This window comes from Pseudonocardia sp. Ae331_Ps2 (assembly GCF_001932405.1).
GTDB lineage: Bacteria > Actinomycetota > Actinomycetes > Mycobacteriales > Pseudonocardiaceae > Pseudonocardia.
In genome coordinates this window covers 5,227,492-5,243,228 of the sequence record NZ_MCIM01000001.1, presented here as the reverse complement: position 1 = coordinate 5,243,228, position 15,737 = coordinate 5,227,492, and the positions used below count along the sequence as shown (strand labels likewise).

The following is a 15,737-nucleotide window of genomic DNA, read 5'->3' as shown; positions in this document are numbered from 1 at the left end:
CCAGACAGATTCCAGTCCGGTCCCGCGGAACATCGTTCCGCGACGACGCGCTGCACCCCGGGAGCGGGCGTAGCGTGGAGAGCGTGCCCGTCACACCTGACCTTCCCCGTACCGTCGGCTCACTGCGTGCGTCCGGTCACGTACAGCGCCCTGTGAAGCACGAGATCCGCGACAACCTCCTGGCGGCCCTGCGCGAGGGCCGCGACCCCTGGCCCGGCATCGTCGGCTTCGACGACACCGTCGTCCCGCAGCTGGAGCGGGCCCTGATCGCCGGCCACGACCTGGTGCTGCTCGGTGAGCGGGGCCAGGGCAAGACCCGGCTGCTGCGCTCGCTGGCCGGGCTGCTCGACGAGTGGGCCCCGGTCATCGAGGGCTCCGAGATCGGCGAGCACCCCTACGAGCCGATCGTCCCCGCCTCGATCCGGCGCGCCGCCGAGCTCGGCGACGACCTGCCCGTCGCGTGGGTGCACCGCGACCACCGCTACACCGAGAAGCTCGCCACGCCCGACACCTCGGTCGCCGACCTGATCGGCGACGTCGACCCGGTCAAGGTCGCCGAGGGCCGCTCGCTGGGCGACCCCGAGACGATCCACTTCGGGCTCGTCCCGCGGTCGCACCGCGGGATCGTCGCCATCAACGAGCTGCCCGACCTGGCCGAACGGATCCAGGTCGCGCTGCTCAACGTGATGGAGGAGCGCGACATCCAGGTCCGCGGCTACACGCTGCGGCTGCCGCTGGACGTGCTGCTCGTCGCGAGTGCGAACCCCGAGGACTACACCAACCGCGGGCGGATCATCACCCCGCTCAAGGACCGGTTCGGCGCCGAGGTCCGCACCCACTACCCGCTGGAGCTGGCGCCCGAGGTCGAGCTCGTCGCGCAGGAGGCCGACCTCGTCGCCGAGGTGCCGCGACACCTGCTCGAGGTCGTCGCCCGGTTCACCCGGCACCTGCGCGACTCCTCCGCGGTCGACCAGGGCTCGGGGGTGTCGGCCCGGTTCGCCGTGGCCGCCGCCGAGACGGTCGCCGCGGCGGCGCTGCGCCGTGCCGCGCTGACCGGGGAGGAGACCCCGTACGCCCGCCCGGTCGACCTGGAATCCGTCCCCGCGGTGCTCCGCGGCAAGATCGAGTTCGCGTCGGGGGAGGAGGGGCGCGAGGACGAGGTGCTGGAGCACCTGCTGCGCCGCGCCACCGCCGACACCGCCCGGTTCGCGCTCCGCGGCGTCGACCTCGACGAGCTCGCCGACGCGGTCTCGACCAGCCCGGTCCGGACCGGCGAGCGGATCCCGGCGAAGGACGTCGTCGCCGCGCTGCCGCAGGTCGACGCGCTCACCGAGATCGCGGCCAAGCTGGGCGCCTCGGGCACCGAGGACCCGGGGCCGATGGCCTCGGCGGCGGAGCTGACGCTGGAGTACCTGTTCCTGACCCGCAAACTGGCCAAGGACGAGAGCGACGACGGAGACACGGTGTCGTATGGCTGATCCCAGGCGTCGTCGCCGCCGTTACGCCTACGGCCCCTACGCCGGCGGGCCCGACCCGCTGGCGCCGCCGTACGACATCCGCGCGGCGATGGACCAGATCGGTCGCGACGTCATGGAGGGCTCCTCGCCGCGCCAGGCGCTGCAGGAGCTGCTCCGCCGCGGTCTCGACGGGCGACGCGGCCTCGACGACCTCACCCGCCGGGTGTGGGAGCGGCGCCGCGACCTGCAGCGCGACAACCGGATCGACGGGACGCTGCAGGAGGTCCGCGAACTCCTGGCCCGGGCGCTGGACGCCGAGCGCGAGTCGCTGGGCAGCGAGGACTCCGACGACGCGCGGTTCCGCGAGATGCAGCTCGACGCCCTGCCCACCGACACCGGCGGCGCGGTGCGCGAGCTGGGTGAGTACGACTGGCGCTCCTCCGACGCCCGCGAGGCCTACCAGGAGATCCGCGACCTGCTCGGCCGGGAGATGCTCGACCAGCGCTTCGAGGGCATGAAGCAGGCGATGCAGAACGCCACCCCCTCCGACGTCGAGCGGATCAACGCCATGCTCGACGACCTCAACGACCTGCTCGACCGCCACGCCCGCGGCGAGGACACCACCGAACGGTTCGCCGAGTTCATGCGCGAGCACGGCGAGCACTTCCCGGAGAACCCGCAGAACACCGAGGAGCTGGTCGCCGCGCTCGCCGCCCGGGCCGCCGCGGCCCAGCGGATGATGAACTCGATGTCGGCCGAGCAGCGGGCCGAGCTGGCCGAACTGGCCCAGCAGGCGTTCGGCGACCCGCGGCTGGCGCAGTCGCTGGCCCGGCTGGACACGCAGCTGCAGGGCCTGCGTCCGGGCGAGGACTGGTCGGGGAAGGGGAACTTCCGCGGCGAGAACCCGATGGGCATGGGCGAGGCGACCCGCGCCCTGGAGGAGCTGGGGCAGCTCGACGCGCTGGCCGAACAGCTGGCGCAGAGCTACCCCGGTGCGCGGATGGAGGACATCGACCTCGACGCGCTCACCGAGATGCTCGGCCCGGAGGCCGCCGCCGACGCCCGCACCCTGGCCGAGCTGGAACGCGAGCTGCAGCGCCAGGACCTGTTCCGGCGCGCACCCGACGGCTCGCTGCTGCTCTCGCCGAAGGCGCTGCGCACGCTCGGGCAGTCGGTGCTGCGCGACGTCGCCGACCGGATCTCCGGGCGGTCGGGGCAGCGCGACACCCGGCGTGCCGGGGCGGCGGGCGACGCGACCGGGGCGACCCGGCCGTGGGCCTTCGGGGACACCCAGGCCTGGTCGGTGCCCCGGACCCTGCTCAACGCCCAGCTGCGCCGCGCCGGTGGCGACGGCCGGGCACTCGACGTGTCCGACGTCGAGATCGTCGAGACCGAGCAGCGCACCCGGGCCGCCGTCACGCTGCTGGTCGACACGTCGTGGTCGATGGTCGCCGAGGGCCGGTGGGTGCCGATGAAGCGCACCGCCCTGGCCCTGCACCAGCTCATCTCCACCCGCTTCCGCGGCGACGACCTCTCGCTGATCACGTTCGGCCGGCACGCGCAGACCGTCGAGCTGGGCGAGCTGATCGGGCTGGAGGGCGTGTACATGCAGGGCACCAACCTGCACCACGCCCTGCTCCTGGCCCGCGAACGGCTGGCCCACCAGCCCGACGCGACGCCGGTGGTCCTGGTGGTGACCGACGGCGAGCCGACCGCGCACCTGGAGCCCGACGGCGAGGCGTTCTTCGACTACCCGCCCAGCCCGTACACCCTGCGGGCGACCGTGGACGGGCTGGACAAGCTGATCGGGATGGACGCGGCGTTCACCTTCTTCGTGCTCGGCGACGACCCGGGGCTGCTGTCGTTCGTGAACCGGCTCGCCCGCCGGGCCGGGGGACGGGTGGTGCAGCCCGACCTCGACGGTCTCGGTGCCGAGGTGGTCTCGGACTACCTGCGCCGCCGCACCGGCTGAGCCGCAGCAGCGTCGGCGGCCCGCTGCGGTCAGGTGGGTTCCGGTGCGCGCAGGTGTTCGGCGGCCCAGCTCCGCAGGGTCGTCGGGGTCGTCGAGACCGCGTCGCGGCGCTGCTCGGGCACGTACCCGGGGGCGGCGAGCCCCTCCGCCATCCCGGCGACCGCGTCGACCTCGGCCGGGGTCATCCCGGCCCCGGCCAGGATCTCCCGGAACTCCCGGCTCCCGAGGGGCACCGCACGGACCGGGTGGCCGAGGACCTCGGTGAGCACCGCCGCGGCGTCGTCGAACGTCAGGTCCGCCGGCCCGTGCACCGCCTGGACCAGCCGCCCCGACCACACCGGACCGAGCAGCCGCACCGCGGCGACGGCGGCGATGTCACCGGGCGCCACCCACGGCAGCGGACGGTCCGGCGGCCACGGCGTCGACAGGGTCCCGCCGGCGAGCTCGTCGGCCGCGTGCAGCAGGTTCGACATGAAGTAGCCGCACCGCAGGTGCAGCACCGGCGCACCGGTCGCGTCGAGGGCCTGCTCGGTCGCGGCGAGGCCGTCGATGTCCCCCACCCCGCGACGCAGCTTCGCCCCGCCGCTGCTCTGGAACACCGTCGCGCTGATCCCGTTGCGTCGCACCGCCTCCGCGGCGGCGGCCGCGCAGGCCGCGTGGTGGGCGAGCGGGTCGGTGCCGGGTCGGCCCGGCGGGTTCACCCAGTACAGCCGGTCCGCGTCCAGGGTGGCGCCGACGACGGCGTCGGCGTCGGTCTGGTCCGCGACCACCGGCTCGACCAGACCGGCCAGGTCGGGTGGCAGTCGTGCCGGGTCGCGGAGCAGGGCCACCGGCCGGACCCCGGCCTGCACGAGCAGGCGCAGGACCCGGGAGCCGACGGTGCCGGTCGGTGTCGTCACGACGATGCGCATGCCCGCACCGTCGCACAGGGGTCCGACAGCGGGTGTGGGGTCAGCCGAGCCAGGGGCGGGCGAGGCGGTCCCAGGTGCCGTCGGTGCGGGCGGTGCGCAGCCAGTCGTTGACGCGGGCGGCGAACACCGGATCACCGGGCGGCATCAGGTAGGCCTTCTCCGAGTCGGTGAACGGGGCGTCGGGGTGCACCGCGCAGAGCACCCCGGGGTGCCGGGCGGCCTGCCAGCGGGTCTCGATCGCGTCGGTGACCATCAGGTCGGCGCGGCCGGCCACGATCTCGTCGAAGATCGTGGAGTTGTCCGGGTGGTCGACGATCGTCGCGCGGGTGAAGGTCTCCCGGGCGAAGCGCTCGTTGGTCCCGCCCGGGTTCACCACGACCCGCACGCCGGGCCGGTCGATGTCGGCGACCGTGCCGTAGCGGGCGACGTCGGGGCAGCGCACGATGGGCGTCTTGCCGTCGCGCAGGTAGGGCTCGGTGAACACCGCCCGCGCCGCGCGGTCGGGGGTGACCGAGATGCCGCCGACGGCGATGTCGCAGCGCCCGGCGACGACGTCGTCGAGCAGGGTCGCCCAGGTCGTGCGCACCGGCTCGGCCCGGGCGCCGAGCTCGGCGGCGAGGTCGCGGGCCATGTCGACGTCGATCCCGGACCAGGTGCCGTCCGCGGCCAGCGCGGTCAGCGGCCGGTAGTCACCGGTCGAGCAGACCCGCAGCACCTGCGACGACGCGACCCGCTCCAGCGTCGGGGACCCCGGCGCGGGTGCGGCGCACCCGGTGACCAGCAGCAGGAGCAGCAGGACGATCGGCGGGCGGCACACGGTCCGGGACCCTAGCCGCCGATCGGGGGAGTCCAGGACTCCGGACGGAGGTCGGCCGAGCGGATGCTGCGGACCAGCGCCTCGGCCGGGCCGCTGCGGCGTCGTCCGTGCGCCAGCACCACGTCGACCGGACCCAGATCGGGCAGCCCGGCGTGTTCAGGCACGACCTCCAGCCCGTCGGGGACCAGCGTCGCGGCGTGCGCGAGCACCCCCAGCCCGGCGAGCGCGGCGGCCCGCAGCCCGGACAGGCTGCCGCTGGTACAGGCCATCCGCCACGGCCGCCCCGCGGCCTCCAGGGCCCCGACGGCGGCGGTGCGCGAGAGGCTCGGCGGGGGATAGGCGACGACCGGCACCGGGTCGCCGGGGCCCAGCGGCAGCCCGGGCGCCCCCACCCAGACGAACCGGTCGCGGCGCACGACCAGCCGGCCGTCGTCGGGGCCGGGCAGGCGCTTGGCGAACATGAGGTCCAGCTCCCCGGCGGCGAGGCGGCGTTCGAGATCGCCGGCGAGGCCCACGGTCAGCTCCAGGTCGACCTCGGGATGGCGACGGCGGAAGTCCGCAAGCACCGCGGGCAGCCGGGTCAGGACCAGGTCCTCCGACACCCCGAACCGCACCCGGCCGTGCACCCGCGAGGCCCGGAAGTGCGCCATCGCCCGGTCACCCGCGTCGAGGATGGTGGCGGCGAACTCCAGCATCGCCTCGCCGTCGACGGTGAGCGACACCGAGTGGGTGTCGCGTTCGAGCAGCGCGCGTCCGACCGTCGCCTCCAGGCGTCGCACGTGCTGGCTCACGGTGGACTGGCCGACGCCGAGGCGCGCGGCGGCCCGGGTGAAGCTGCGGGCGCGCGCGACGGCGGCAAAGGACCGCAGCTGTACGGGGTCGAGCACCCGGTCATCGTAGTTCGCGGACACAGTCATGGTGATCAGCCGGTTTCCCGATCGGGACCCGGCTTGCAGGATGGAACCATGCGTGTCCGTCCCGACCCCTTCCTCGTGCTGCTCCTCGTGACGGTCGGTGTCGCGTCGCTGGTCCCCGCGCGCGGCGCGGCGGTCGGGGTGGTCGACGTCGCCGTCACCGCGGCGATCGCGCTGCTGTTCTTCCTCTACGGCGCCCGCCTCTCTGCCGCCGAGGCACTGGGCGGGCTGCGGAACTGGCGGCTGCACGGCACCGTCCTGGCGGCCACGTTCGTCCTGTTCCCGCTGCTCGGGCTGTCGGTGCTGCTGCTGCCGGAGTGGCTGCTGCCCGCGCCGCTCGCCGCCGGGGTCGTGTTCCTGTGCTGCCTGCCCTCGACCGTGCAGTCCTCCATCGCCTTCACCGGCGTCGCCCGCGGCAACGTGCCCGCCGCGATCGTCGCGGCGTCGGTGTCGAACGTGCTCGGCGTGGTCCTCACCCCGGTGCTGGCCGCACTGCTGCTGGCGACCAGCGGCGGCTTCGACGCGTCGAGCTTCGGCGACATCGCGCTGCGCCTGCTGGTGCCCTTCCTCGCCGGGCAGGCCGCACGGCCGCTGATCGGCCGGTTCGTCGCCCGGCACCGGACGCGGCTGGCGCTGGTCGACCGCGGATCGATCCTGCTGGTCGTCTACGCCGCGTTCAGCGAGGGCGTCGTGGCGGGGATCTGGGGACGGCTCACCCCGGTCTCGCTGCTCGTGCTGCTCGGGATCTGCCTGGTGCTGCTCGCCCTGGTGCTCGCCGCGACCGCGTACGGGTCCCGCGCGCTCGGGTTCGACGACGCCGACCGCATCGCGATCGTGTTCTGCGGGTCGAAGAAGTCGCTGGCCAGCGGACTGCCGATCGCCGGCGTGCTGTTCGGTGGCCCCGCCGGGGCACTGGTCGTCCTGCCGCTCATGCTGTTCCACCAGATCCAGCTGATGGCCTGCGCGGTGATCGCCGAGCGGGTCGGCCGGCGTCGCGCGGCCCTCGACACCGAGCGGGCCGCCGAGGCAGCATCGCAGGCGTGACGCCGTCCGCCTGCCGCCTCTGCGGCGCCCCCGGCCCCGACGACGCCGGGGTCGCCGCCGTCGCGGGCTGGGTGACCGACCGCGACGAACGCGGCCGGGACGGGCGGCTCTGCCCGGCCTGTGCCCGCCGCCACGTCCGCGACATCAAGTCCAAGCTCGACCACCGGTGGTGGTGACCGGCGCCAGGGCCTCGCCGGAATCTGCGACGGGCACCGCGCGTTCGCATGCGTGACCGCTTCCGAGAGCTAGGTAGGTTTGACCGCATGGAGACCTGGGCCCCGACCGACGTCCCGGCACTGGAGGGCAGCGGCCCGCCGCTGCGCCTGCACGACACCGCCACCGGCCGGGTCCGGCCCACGGCGCCCGGCCCGGTCGCGACGATGTACGTCTGCGGGATCACCCCCTACGACGCGACCCACCTCGGCCACGCCGCCACCTACCTGACGTTCGACCTGGTCAACCGCTACTGGCGCGACCTCGGACACGACGTGCACTACGTCCAGAACGTCACCGACATCGACGAGCCGCTGCTGGAGCGCGCCGAGCGCGACCAGGACGACTGGATCGTGCTGGGCCTGCGCGAGACCGCACTGTTCCGCGAGGACATGAAGGCCCTACGGGTGCTGCCGCCGCGGGAGTTCGTCGGCGCGGTCGAGGCGATCCCCGAGATCGCCGAGCTGGTCGAGAAGCTCGTCGCCTCCGGCGCGGCCTACCGGATCGACGACCCGGAGTACCCCGACGTCTACCACGACGTGTCCGCCACCGGGCACTTCGGCTACGAGTCGAACTACGACCTCGACACCATGCTGGCCTTCTCCGCCGAGCGCGGCGGCGATCCGGACCGGCCGGGCAAGCGCAACCGGCTCGACCCGCTGCTGTGGCGCACCGCGCGCCCCGGTGAGCCGGCCTGGGACTCGGGTCTCGGTCGCGGTCGTCCCGGCTGGCACGTGGAGTGCGCCGCGATCTCGCTGAACCGGCTCGGCCCGCAGATCGACCTCAACGGCGGCGGCTCGGACCTGATCTTCCCGCACCACGAGTGCGGTGCCCTGCACGCCGAGTCGCTCACCGGTGAGCACCCGTTCGCCCGGCACTACGTGCACACCGGCATGATCGGCCTCGACGGCGAGAAGATGTCGAAGTCCAAGGGCAACCTGGTCTTCGTCTCGAAGCTGCGCAACGCCCGCGTCGACCCGAACGTCATCCGGGTCGCCCTGCTCGACGGGCACTACCGCACCGACCGGGCCTGGACCGACGAGGTACACGCGACCGGCGACCGGCGGGTGGCCCGCTGGCGCGAGGCCGTGGGGCTCGACGCCGGGCCGGACGCGACCGAGCTGGTCGCCAAGGTGCGAACCCATCTCGCCGACGACCTCGACACCCCTGGTGCGCTCGCCGCCGTCGACGCCTGGGCCGAGGAGGCGCTGACCCGCCGCGGCACCGACACCGCGGCCCCGCAGCAGGTGCGCACCGCGCTGGACGCGCTTCTCGGGGTGCAGCTGTAGATCGGCTGTAGAGCAGATGAGGACTGCGCGGCCCGCGCCGCACTGAGCGCAGGTGCGGCGCCGCCGGTGGTGCCGGAGGCCACCCACGCCCGCACCCCGGAACGGGTCTACCTCGACGACCTGCGGGCGCACGCCGTCGGGCGGGCCTCAGACGCGGCGCGCCCGGTCGACCGCGAGGACGGCCGGCGCGCCCGCCGCGAGCAGCGCCGCCGGCGCGAGGAACGCCACCAGCGGGTCCGCGTGGTACACCGGCGTCAGCGCCACCGGCGACGCCGCCGTCCCGGCGAAACGGACCGCCTGCACCACCGACACCGCCCCGCCCCCGCCGCCCCCGGCCGGACCGAGGACCAGCGCGTTCACCCCGACCAGGACGAGCTGGCTGCACACCCCGCCGACCGCCCACAGCGCGACGACCACCCCGAGCCACGGGACCAGCCCGATCGCCGCGACGAGCACGCCGCCGACGACCGACCCGGCCAGTACGCAGCGCCGCGCCCCGAACCGGTCCACCGCCCCGCCGATCACCCGCGCGGTCAGGATCCCGGCGACCCCCAGCGCGGTCAGCACCAGCCCGCGCGGCCCCGAGCCGAGCCCGAAGACCTCCTCCAGCCGCAGCGCGAGCAGGAAGTTCAGCCCGGCCAGGCAGCCCCAGCCGATCCCGGCGACCAGCCCGAGCCGCAGCACCGGGCCGGTCCAGGCCGCCCGCAGCCGTGGCCGGGGGTCGCCGTCGGACGGCGCCCCGCCGCCGGGGATGCCGATCACCGCCAGCACCAGGGCCACTCCCGCGGCGCCCCAGAACGCCCACCGCCAGTCCACCTCCGCGGCCAGCCCGCCGACCAGCGGCGCCGAGGTCTGTCCGGCCGCCTGCAGCGACCCGAACCAGCCCAGCACCCGGCCGAGGCGGTCCGGCTCCACCGCGGCGGCCAGCGCCGCCAGCAGCAGGGGAGTGGTGAAGGCGTTCGCGACGCCCTGCAGTGCCCGCCCCGCCAGGAACAGCGGCCAGGACACCGCCAGCACGCAGACCAGCGAGGCGACGACGTAGAGCGCGTACCCGGCGACGACGGTGCGCCCCCGCCCCCACCGGTCGCCGAGGGTGCCCGAGACGAGCATGACCCCGGCGAACGGCAGCAGGTACGCGGTGATCGAGACCGACGCGGTCGCCGTCGGGACGCCGAACTCGGTACCCAGCTCGGGCAGCATCGCCGCGGTCATCCCGCCGCCGAACGGGCCGAGGAACGCCCCGGCGAACAGCGCCCCCCGGCGCAGGGCGGTGACCACCGGGCGGGTCAGGAGTTGGGGCCGCGGCGGCGCAGGTAGCGCTCGAAGTCCGCCGCGATCGAGTCCCCGGAGGTCTCGCGCAGCTCGGTGCGGGCCTCCTCGTCGTCGGACTCCGAGGCCTGCTCCTCCAGCTGGCGGACGTACTCGCGGACCTCGTCGTCGGCGTCGGCCATCTCCGAGACGGTCCGCTCCCACTCCTCGGCCTTCTCCGGCAGCACCCCGAGCGGCGCCTCGACGTCGAGGGACTCCTCGATCCGGTGCAGCAGCGCGACCGCGGCCTTGGGGACCTGGGCCTGCGAGACGTAGTGCGGCACCTCGGCCCAGTAGGAGACGGCCGGGATGCCGGCCTGCACGCAGGCCTGCTGGAAGACCGCGACGATCCCGGTCGGGCCCTCGTAGTTCGACGGCTCGGTGCCCATCGCCTTCTGCGACTCCGCGTCCCAGGATGTGCCGTTCACCGGCGTCGGCCGGGTGTGCGGGACCTCGGTGAGCAGGGCCCCCAAGGTGATGACCTTCGTCACGCCGAGACGCTCCGCGTGACCCACGAGCTCGGCGCAGAACGTCTTCCAGCGCAGGTTCGGCTCGATCCCGTTGACCAGGACGACATGGCGGTCGGTGCCCGGCAGCGTCGCCCAGGACAGCCGGGTGGTCTGCCACTCGATCCGTCGGGTGACACCGTCGGCGAGCTTGACGTGCGGACGCGTGACCTGGAAGTCGTAGTACTCCTCTGGATCGATCGAGGTCAGAGGCTTCGCGTCCCAGCTGAGCTCGAGGTGCTCCAGCGCGGTGCTCGCGGCCTCACCGGCGTCGTTCCATCCCTCGAACGCGGCGATGAGGACCGGATCGACCAGGTGCGGAGTGCTGTCGCCACCCGTGATGCTCGGCTCTCGGTCGGTCATCTCCCCAGCCTACGACCCCGCGGTCGCGGGGCCTGGTCGCTACCCCTCCAGCAGGTACCCTGGGGGATCGTGTCATCTACGACGGGAGCGGATCACTCGGTGGGCACCTCGGCGCACGACAGCACCCTCCGCCCGGTCGACCCCGAACGGGTCCGGCGGGCTGCGCAGCGTACCGAGCAGCTGACGGAGCTCCTCGGCCGTCGCATCGCGGTGATCGACGGCGCCTGGGGCACCGTCATCCAGGGCCTCGGCCTGACCCCGGAGGACTACTCCGCGGACTGGCTGAAGGGCCACCCCAAGGACACCAACGGCGACCCGGACCTGCTCAACCTCACCCGTCCGGACCTGATCCTCCAGGCGCACCGCAACTACTTCGACGCGGGCGCCGACCTGACGACGACCAACACCTTCACCGCGACCACGATCGGCCAGGCGGACTACGGCCTGGAGTCGAAGGTCGACCAGATGAACGTGGCCGCGGCGCGACTGGCCCGCGAGGCCGCCGACGAGGCCGAGAAGGCCACCGGCGAGCCGAAGTGGGTGGCCGGCTCGATCGGTCCGCTGAACGTCACGCTGTCGCTGTCGCCGAAGGTCGAGGACCCCGCCTACCGCGCGGTGTCCTACGAGCAGGTCTACGACTCCTACGCCCAGCAGATCGCCGCGCTCGACTCCGGCGGCGTCGACATCCTGCTGATCGAGACCATCTTCGACACGCTGAACTCGAAGGCCGCGCTGCAGGCCGCGCACGACGTCGCCCCGCACCTGCCGGTGTGGATCTCGGTGACCATCGTCGACCGCTCCGGGCGCACGCTGTCCGGGCAGACCGTCGACGCGTTCTGGACCTCGGTGCGCCACGCCGCGCCGCTCGTCGTCGGGCTGAACTGCGCGCTGGGCGCCGACGAGATGCGCCCGCACGCCGTCGCGGTCGCCGAGATCAGCGACGCGTTCGTCGCCACCTACCCCAACGCGGGCCTGCCGAACGCCTTCGGCGGCTACGACGAGACCCCCGAGCAGACCGCGGACTACCTCAAGGAGTTCGCCGAGTCCGGGCTGGTCAACATCGTCGGCGGCTGCTGCGGCACCGGCCCGGAGCACATCCGGCACATCGCCGACCGGGTCAAGGGGCTGCCGCCGCGGGTCCCGGCCGAGCCGCCGCAGCGCACCCGCTTCTCCGGTCTGGAGCGCTTCGAGATCGGCCCCGACACCGGCTTCGTGATGATCGGTGAGCGCACCAACGTCACCGGGTCCAAGCGGTTCCGCAGGCTCATCGAGTCGAAGGACTACAACGGCGCGCTGGACGTCGCGCTGGACATGGTCCGCGGCGGCGCGAACATGCTCGACGTCAACATGGACGCCGACCTGCTCGAGTCCGCCGACGAGATGCGCACCTTCCTCAACCTGCTGGCCACCGAGCCCGAGGTCGCCCGGCTGCCGATCATGATCGACAGCTCGCGGTGGTCGGTGATCGAGGCCGGCCTGCAGTGCGTGCAGGGCAAGGGCGTCGTCAACTCGATCAGCCTCAAGGAGGGCGAGGAGCCCTTCCTGGAGCAGGCCCGCAAGGTCAAGGCCTACGGCGCGGGCGTCGTCGTCATGGCCTTCGACGAGGACGGCCAGGCCGACACCGCCGACCGCAAGGTCGAGATCTGCGGACGCGCCTACGACCTGCTCGTCGAGAAGGCCGGGCTCGACCCGCACGACATCATCTTCGACCCGAACATCCTTGCCGTCGCCACCGGCATGGAGGAGCACAACGACTACGCGAAGGCCTTCATCGAGGCCTGCCCCCGGATCAAGGAGCGCTGCCCCGGCGCCCACATCTCCGGTGGTGTCTCGAACCTGTCCTTCGCCTTCCGCGGCAACAACGTCGTCCGCGAGGCCATGGACTCGGCCTTCCTGTTCCACGCCATCAAGGCCGGCCTGGACATGGGCATCGTCAACGCCGGCCAGCTCGCGGTCTACCAGGACATCCCCGCCGACCTGCTCGAGATGGTCGAGGACGTCCTGTTCAACCGTCGGCCCGACGCCACCGACCGGCTCGTGGAGAACGCCGACCGGTTCAAGGGCGAGGGCACCCAGCGCAAGGTCGATCTGACCTGGCGGGAGAACGACGTCCGCGCCCGCCTGGAGCACGCCCTCGTGCACGGCATCGTCGACTTCGTCGAGGCCGACACCGAGGAGGCCAGGGCGCAGGCCGCCCGGCCGCTCGACGTCATCGAGGGCCCGCTGATGGACGGCATGAAGGTCGTCGGCGACCTGTTCGGCGACGGCAAGATGTTCCTGCCTCAGGTCGTGAAGTCCGCCCGCGTGATGAAGCGCGCCGTCGCCTACCTCGAGCCCTTCATGGAGAAGGAGAAGGAGGAGGCCAAGGCCCGCGGTGAGATCGACACCCGTGGCAACGGCAAGGTCGTCATGGCCACGGTCAAGGGCGACGTGCACGACATCGGCAAGAACATCGTCGGCGTCGTGCTGGGCTGCAACAGCTACGAGGTCATCGACCTCGGTGTGATGGTGCCCGCCCAGACCATCCTCGACACCGCCGTCGCCGAGGGTGCCGACGTCGTCGGGCTGTCCGGCCTGATCACCCCCTCGCTCGACGAGATGGTCAACGTTGCCACCGAGATGGAGCGGCGCGGCCTGAAGCTGCCGCTGCTCATCGGCGGCGCCACCACCTCCCGCCAGCACACCGCGGTGAAGATCGCCCCGCAGTACCAGGGCACCGTGCTGCACGTCCTGGACGCCTCCCGGGTCGTCGGGGTCGTGTCCGACCTGCTCGACGACGACCGCGCCGAGGCCCTGTCCGCGCGCAACGACGACGACCAGCAGCGGCTGCGCGAGCAGCACGAGGGACGGCAGGCCAAGCCCCTGCTGCCCTTCGCCGACGCCGTCGCCAACCGCGAGGTCGTCGACTTCGGCGAGCTGCCCGTCCCGGAGTTCACCGGGGTCCGGCCCTGCGAGCCGACGATCGCCGAGCTCCGTGAGCTGATCGACTGGCAGTTCCTGTTCCTGGCCTGGGAGCTGAAGGGCAAGTTCCCGCAGATCCTGAACTCCCCGGTCGCGAAGGAGCTCTACGACGACGCCAACGCGATGCTCGACCAGATCATCGCCGAGGACCGGTTCACCGCCCGCGGCGTCTACGGCTTCTGGCCGGCCCACGCCGAGGGCGAGGACATCGTGATCTCGCCCGACGGCGGCGACGTGCGGCTGCCGATGCTGCGCCAGCAGACCGTCAAGCCACAGGGGCGGGCCAACCGGAGCCTCGTGGACTACGTGGCGCCCGAGGGGGACCACCTCGGCGCGTTCGCGGTGTCCATCCACGGCGCCGAGGACATGGCGGCCGAGTTCGAGGCCGCGCTCGACGACTACAAGGCCATCATGGTGAAGGCGCTGGCCGACCGGCTCGCGGAGGCCTTCGCCGAGTACGCCCACCGGCAGGCCCGTCGCGAGTGGTTCGAGCCCGACGCGAACCAGGCCGTCGAGGACCTGCACGCCGAGCGGTTCCGGGGCATCCGGCCCGCGTTCGGCTACCCGGCCTGCCCGGACCACACGCTCAAGCGGCCGCTGTTCGACCTGCTGGGCGCGGAGGAGACCGGCGTGGGGCTCACCGAGTCCTTCGCCATGACCCCGGCGGCCGCGGTCAGCGGCATGATGTTCGCCCACCCGGAGTCGCGGTACTTCACCGTCGGCCGGATCGGGCCCGACCAGGTCGCCGACTACGCCGGCCGGCTCGGCGTGGACGTCGCCGTCGTCGAGAAGTGGCTGCGCCCGAACCTGGGCTACACCCCCGATGCCTGAGCCGACGACGATCCGGCCCGCGGGCGTGCTGCTGGACATGGACGGCACCCTGATCGACTCGGAGAAGGTGTGGGAGGTCGCGCTCAACGACCTCATGAAGCACCTCGGCGCCCCCGAGCTGAGCCTCGGGGCCCGGCTGGAGTCCGTCGGCGGTTCGCTGGACTCGTCGCTGCGGATCTGCTTCCGGGAGGCCGGACGCGACCCGGACACCGTGCCCGCCGACGAGTACCGCGAGACCGGCGAGTGGCTCTACGACCGCGCCGGGGAGCTGTTCACCCACGGTGTGCCGTGGCGGCCGGGCGCCCGGGAGCTGCTCACCGCGCTGCGCGAGGCGGACATCCCGGCCGTGCTCGTCACCAACACCATCCGGGTGCTGGCGGAGCGGGCGCTGGAGACGCTGGGCCGGGAGCACTTCGTCGCCGTCGTGCCCGGCGACGAGGTGCGCGAGCCCAAGCCGCAGCCCGAGCCCTACCGGCGCGGCGCCGAGCTGATCGGGGTCGACCCCGGCGACTGCGTCGCGGTGGAGGACTCGCCGACGGGTGCGCTCTCGGCGGAGCGGGCCGGCTGCGCGGTGCTGGTGGTGCCCTGCGAGCTCGACGTGCCGGCCGGACCGCGCCGGGTGCTGCGCGAGACCCTCGCCGGGGTCGGCCCGGCCGAGCTCGGGGCGGTCCTCGCGGAGGTCCGGGCCCGCTGAACGGCGCAGGCACCGGCGTGAGCGGGCCGTTCGCGGCGATGAACGGCACCGCACCCGGGGGTTGCTCACTCCGGGTGAACCACCCGGCGCGGTCCGTTGCCCACACGGCTTACCGCCCCGGATGCGCCCGGCATGCGGCACAGGTCACCGTTCACACTGGTACCCGTGAAGACTTTCGACGACTTGTTCGCCGAGCTGGCGGCCAAGGCCCGGGACCGGCCGGCCGGCTCGGGGACCGTCGCCGCGCTCGACGCCGGGGTGCACGCCCAGGGCAAGAAGGTGCTCGAGGAGGCCGGTGAGGTCTGGATCGCCGCCGAGTACCGGGGTGACGACGAGCTGGCGGAGGAGATCTCGCAGCTGCTGTACCGGCTGCAGGTGATCATGCTTCAGCGGGGGCTCACCCTCGAGGACGTGTACAAGCATCTGTAGGCCGACCCGGCCCACCGACACCACCACC

At 73.4% G+C, this 15,737-nt stretch carries 13 protein-coding genes; 8 read left to right on the top strand and 5 right to left on the bottom strand.

Annotation, left to right across the window (positions count from 1 at the left end):
- Positions 1 to 83 precede the first annotated feature (83 nt).
- Together Ae331Ps2_RS24515 and Ae331Ps2_RS24510 are read left to right on the top strand one after the other, a co-directional pair.
- Complete coding sequence (locus Ae331Ps2_RS24515; protein ID WP_075311761.1) at positions 84 to 1,478, top strand: sigma 54-interacting transcriptional regulator; 1,395 nt, start codon at positions 84 to 86, stop codon at positions 1,476 to 1,478.
- Positions 1,471 to 3,429 (top strand): VWA domain-containing protein, encoded by a 1,959-nt coding sequence (locus Ae331Ps2_RS24510; protein ID WP_075306262.1) that lies wholly within the window; start codon positions 1,471 to 1,473, stop codon positions 3,427 to 3,429. The genes Ae331Ps2_RS24515 and Ae331Ps2_RS24510 overlap by 8 nt, the downstream gene beginning before the upstream one ends.
- A gap of 29 nt (positions 3,430 to 3,458) precedes the next feature.
- Here the strand turns inward: Ae331Ps2_RS24510 and Ae331Ps2_RS24505 are convergent, their stop codons facing one another.
- The 3 genes from Ae331Ps2_RS24505 to Ae331Ps2_RS24495 are packed head-to-tail and all read right to left on the bottom strand — an operon-like array spanning position 3,459 to position 6,044.
- Positions 3,459 to 4,340 (bottom strand): NAD(P)H-binding protein, encoded by an 882-nt coding sequence (locus Ae331Ps2_RS24505; protein WP_075306264.1) that lies wholly within the window; start codon positions 4,338 to 4,340, stop codon positions 3,459 to 3,461.
- 40 nt (positions 4,341 to 4,380) lie between these two features.
- Entirely contained in the window at positions 4,381 to 5,157 is a 777-nt protein-coding gene (locus tag Ae331Ps2_RS24500) for a transporter substrate-binding domain-containing protein (protein WP_075306266.1), read from the bottom strand.
- An 11-nt stretch (positions 5,158 to 5,168) separates the two neighbouring features.
- Entirely contained in the window at positions 5,169 to 6,044 is an 876-nt protein-coding gene (locus tag Ae331Ps2_RS24495; RefSeq protein WP_075311763.1) for a LysR family transcriptional regulator, read from the bottom strand.
- A gap of 78 nt (positions 6,045 to 6,122) precedes the next feature.
- Between Ae331Ps2_RS24495 and Ae331Ps2_RS24490 the strand changes: the two genes are divergently transcribed.
- From Ae331Ps2_RS24490 to mshC, 3 genes are all read left to right on the top strand, one after another.
- Positions 6,123 to 7,115: a bile acid:sodium symporter family protein gene (locus Ae331Ps2_RS24490; RefSeq protein ID WP_075306268.1), complete on the top strand. Its 993-nt coding sequence runs from the start codon at positions 6,123 to 6,125 to the stop codon at positions 7,113 to 7,115.
- Entirely contained in the window at positions 7,112 to 7,291 is a 180-nt protein-coding gene (locus tag Ae331Ps2_RS24485; RefSeq protein WP_075306270.1) for a hypothetical protein, read from the top strand. Before Ae331Ps2_RS24490 ends, Ae331Ps2_RS24485 begins: the two co-directional genes overlap by 4 nt.
- 87 nt (positions 7,292 to 7,378) lie before the next feature.
- Positions 7,379 to 8,617: a cysteine--1-D-myo-inosityl 2-amino-2-deoxy-alpha-D-glucopyranoside ligase gene (mshC, locus tag Ae331Ps2_RS24480; protein ID WP_075306272.1), complete on the top strand. Its 1,239-nt coding sequence runs from the start codon at positions 7,379 to 7,381 to the stop codon at positions 8,615 to 8,617.
- 147 nt (positions 8,618 to 8,764) lie between these two features.
- Here the strand turns inward: mshC and Ae331Ps2_RS24475 are convergent, their stop codons facing one another.
- Both Ae331Ps2_RS24475 and Ae331Ps2_RS24470 read right to left on the bottom strand, forming a co-directional pair.
- A complete protein-coding gene (locus Ae331Ps2_RS24475; protein WP_233147544.1) occupies positions 8,765 to 9,895 on the bottom strand; it encodes an MFS transporter in 1,131 nt (376 codons plus the stop codon).
- 8 nt (positions 9,896 to 9,903) lie between these two features.
- Positions 9,904 to 10,794, bottom strand: a complete 891-nt coding sequence (locus Ae331Ps2_RS24470) for a PAC2 family protein (RefSeq protein ID WP_075306274.1) — start codon at positions 10,792 to 10,794, stop codon at positions 9,904 to 9,906.
- A 69-nt stretch (positions 10,795 to 10,863) separates the two neighbouring features.
- Between Ae331Ps2_RS24470 and metH the strand changes: the two genes are divergently transcribed.
- The 3 genes from metH (at position 10,864) to Ae331Ps2_RS24455 (ending at position 15,709) form a co-directional block, all read left to right on the top strand.
- Entirely contained in the window at positions 10,864 to 14,586 is a 3,723-nt protein-coding gene (gene metH / locus Ae331Ps2_RS24465) for a methionine synthase (RefSeq protein ID WP_256371352.1), read from the top strand.
- A complete protein-coding gene (locus Ae331Ps2_RS24460) occupies positions 14,579 to 15,280 on the top strand; it encodes an HAD family phosphatase (protein ID WP_075306277.1) in 702 nt (233 codons plus the stop codon). The genes metH and Ae331Ps2_RS24460 overlap by 8 nt, the downstream gene beginning before the upstream one ends.
- Positions 15,281 to 15,445: 165 nt before the next feature.
- Positions 15,446 to 15,709, top strand: a complete 264-nt coding sequence (locus Ae331Ps2_RS24455; protein WP_075306279.1) for a phosphoribosyl-ATP diphosphatase — start codon at positions 15,446 to 15,448, stop codon at positions 15,707 to 15,709.
- Positions 15,710 to 15,737 lie beyond the last annotated feature (28 nt).

Excerpts from the sequence above, each read along its gene's own strand:
- Ae331Ps2_RS24510 (WP_075306262.1), top strand. The coding sequence starts at position 1,471 with ATGGCTGATCCCAGGCGTCGTCGCCGCCGTTACGCCTACGGCCCCTAC.
- Ae331Ps2_RS24505 (WP_075306264.1), bottom strand. The coding sequence starts at position 4,340 with ATGCGCATCGTCGTGACGACACCGACCGGCACCGTCGGCTCCCGGGTC.
- Ae331Ps2_RS24490 (WP_075306268.1), top strand. The coding sequence starts at position 6,123 with ATGCGTGTCCGTCCCGACCCCTTCCTCGTGCTGCTCCTCGTGACGGTC.
- mshC (WP_075306272.1), top strand. The coding sequence starts at position 7,379 with ATGGAGACCTGGGCCCCGACCGACGTCCCGGCACTGGAGGGCAGCGGC.
- Ae331Ps2_RS24470 (WP_075306274.1), bottom strand. The coding sequence starts at position 10,794 with ATGACCGACCGAGAGCCGAGCATCACGGGTGGCGACAGCACTCCGCAC.
- Ae331Ps2_RS24460 (WP_075306277.1), top strand. The coding sequence starts at position 14,579 with ATGCCTGAGCCGACGACGATCCGGCCCGCGGGCGTGCTGCTGGACATG.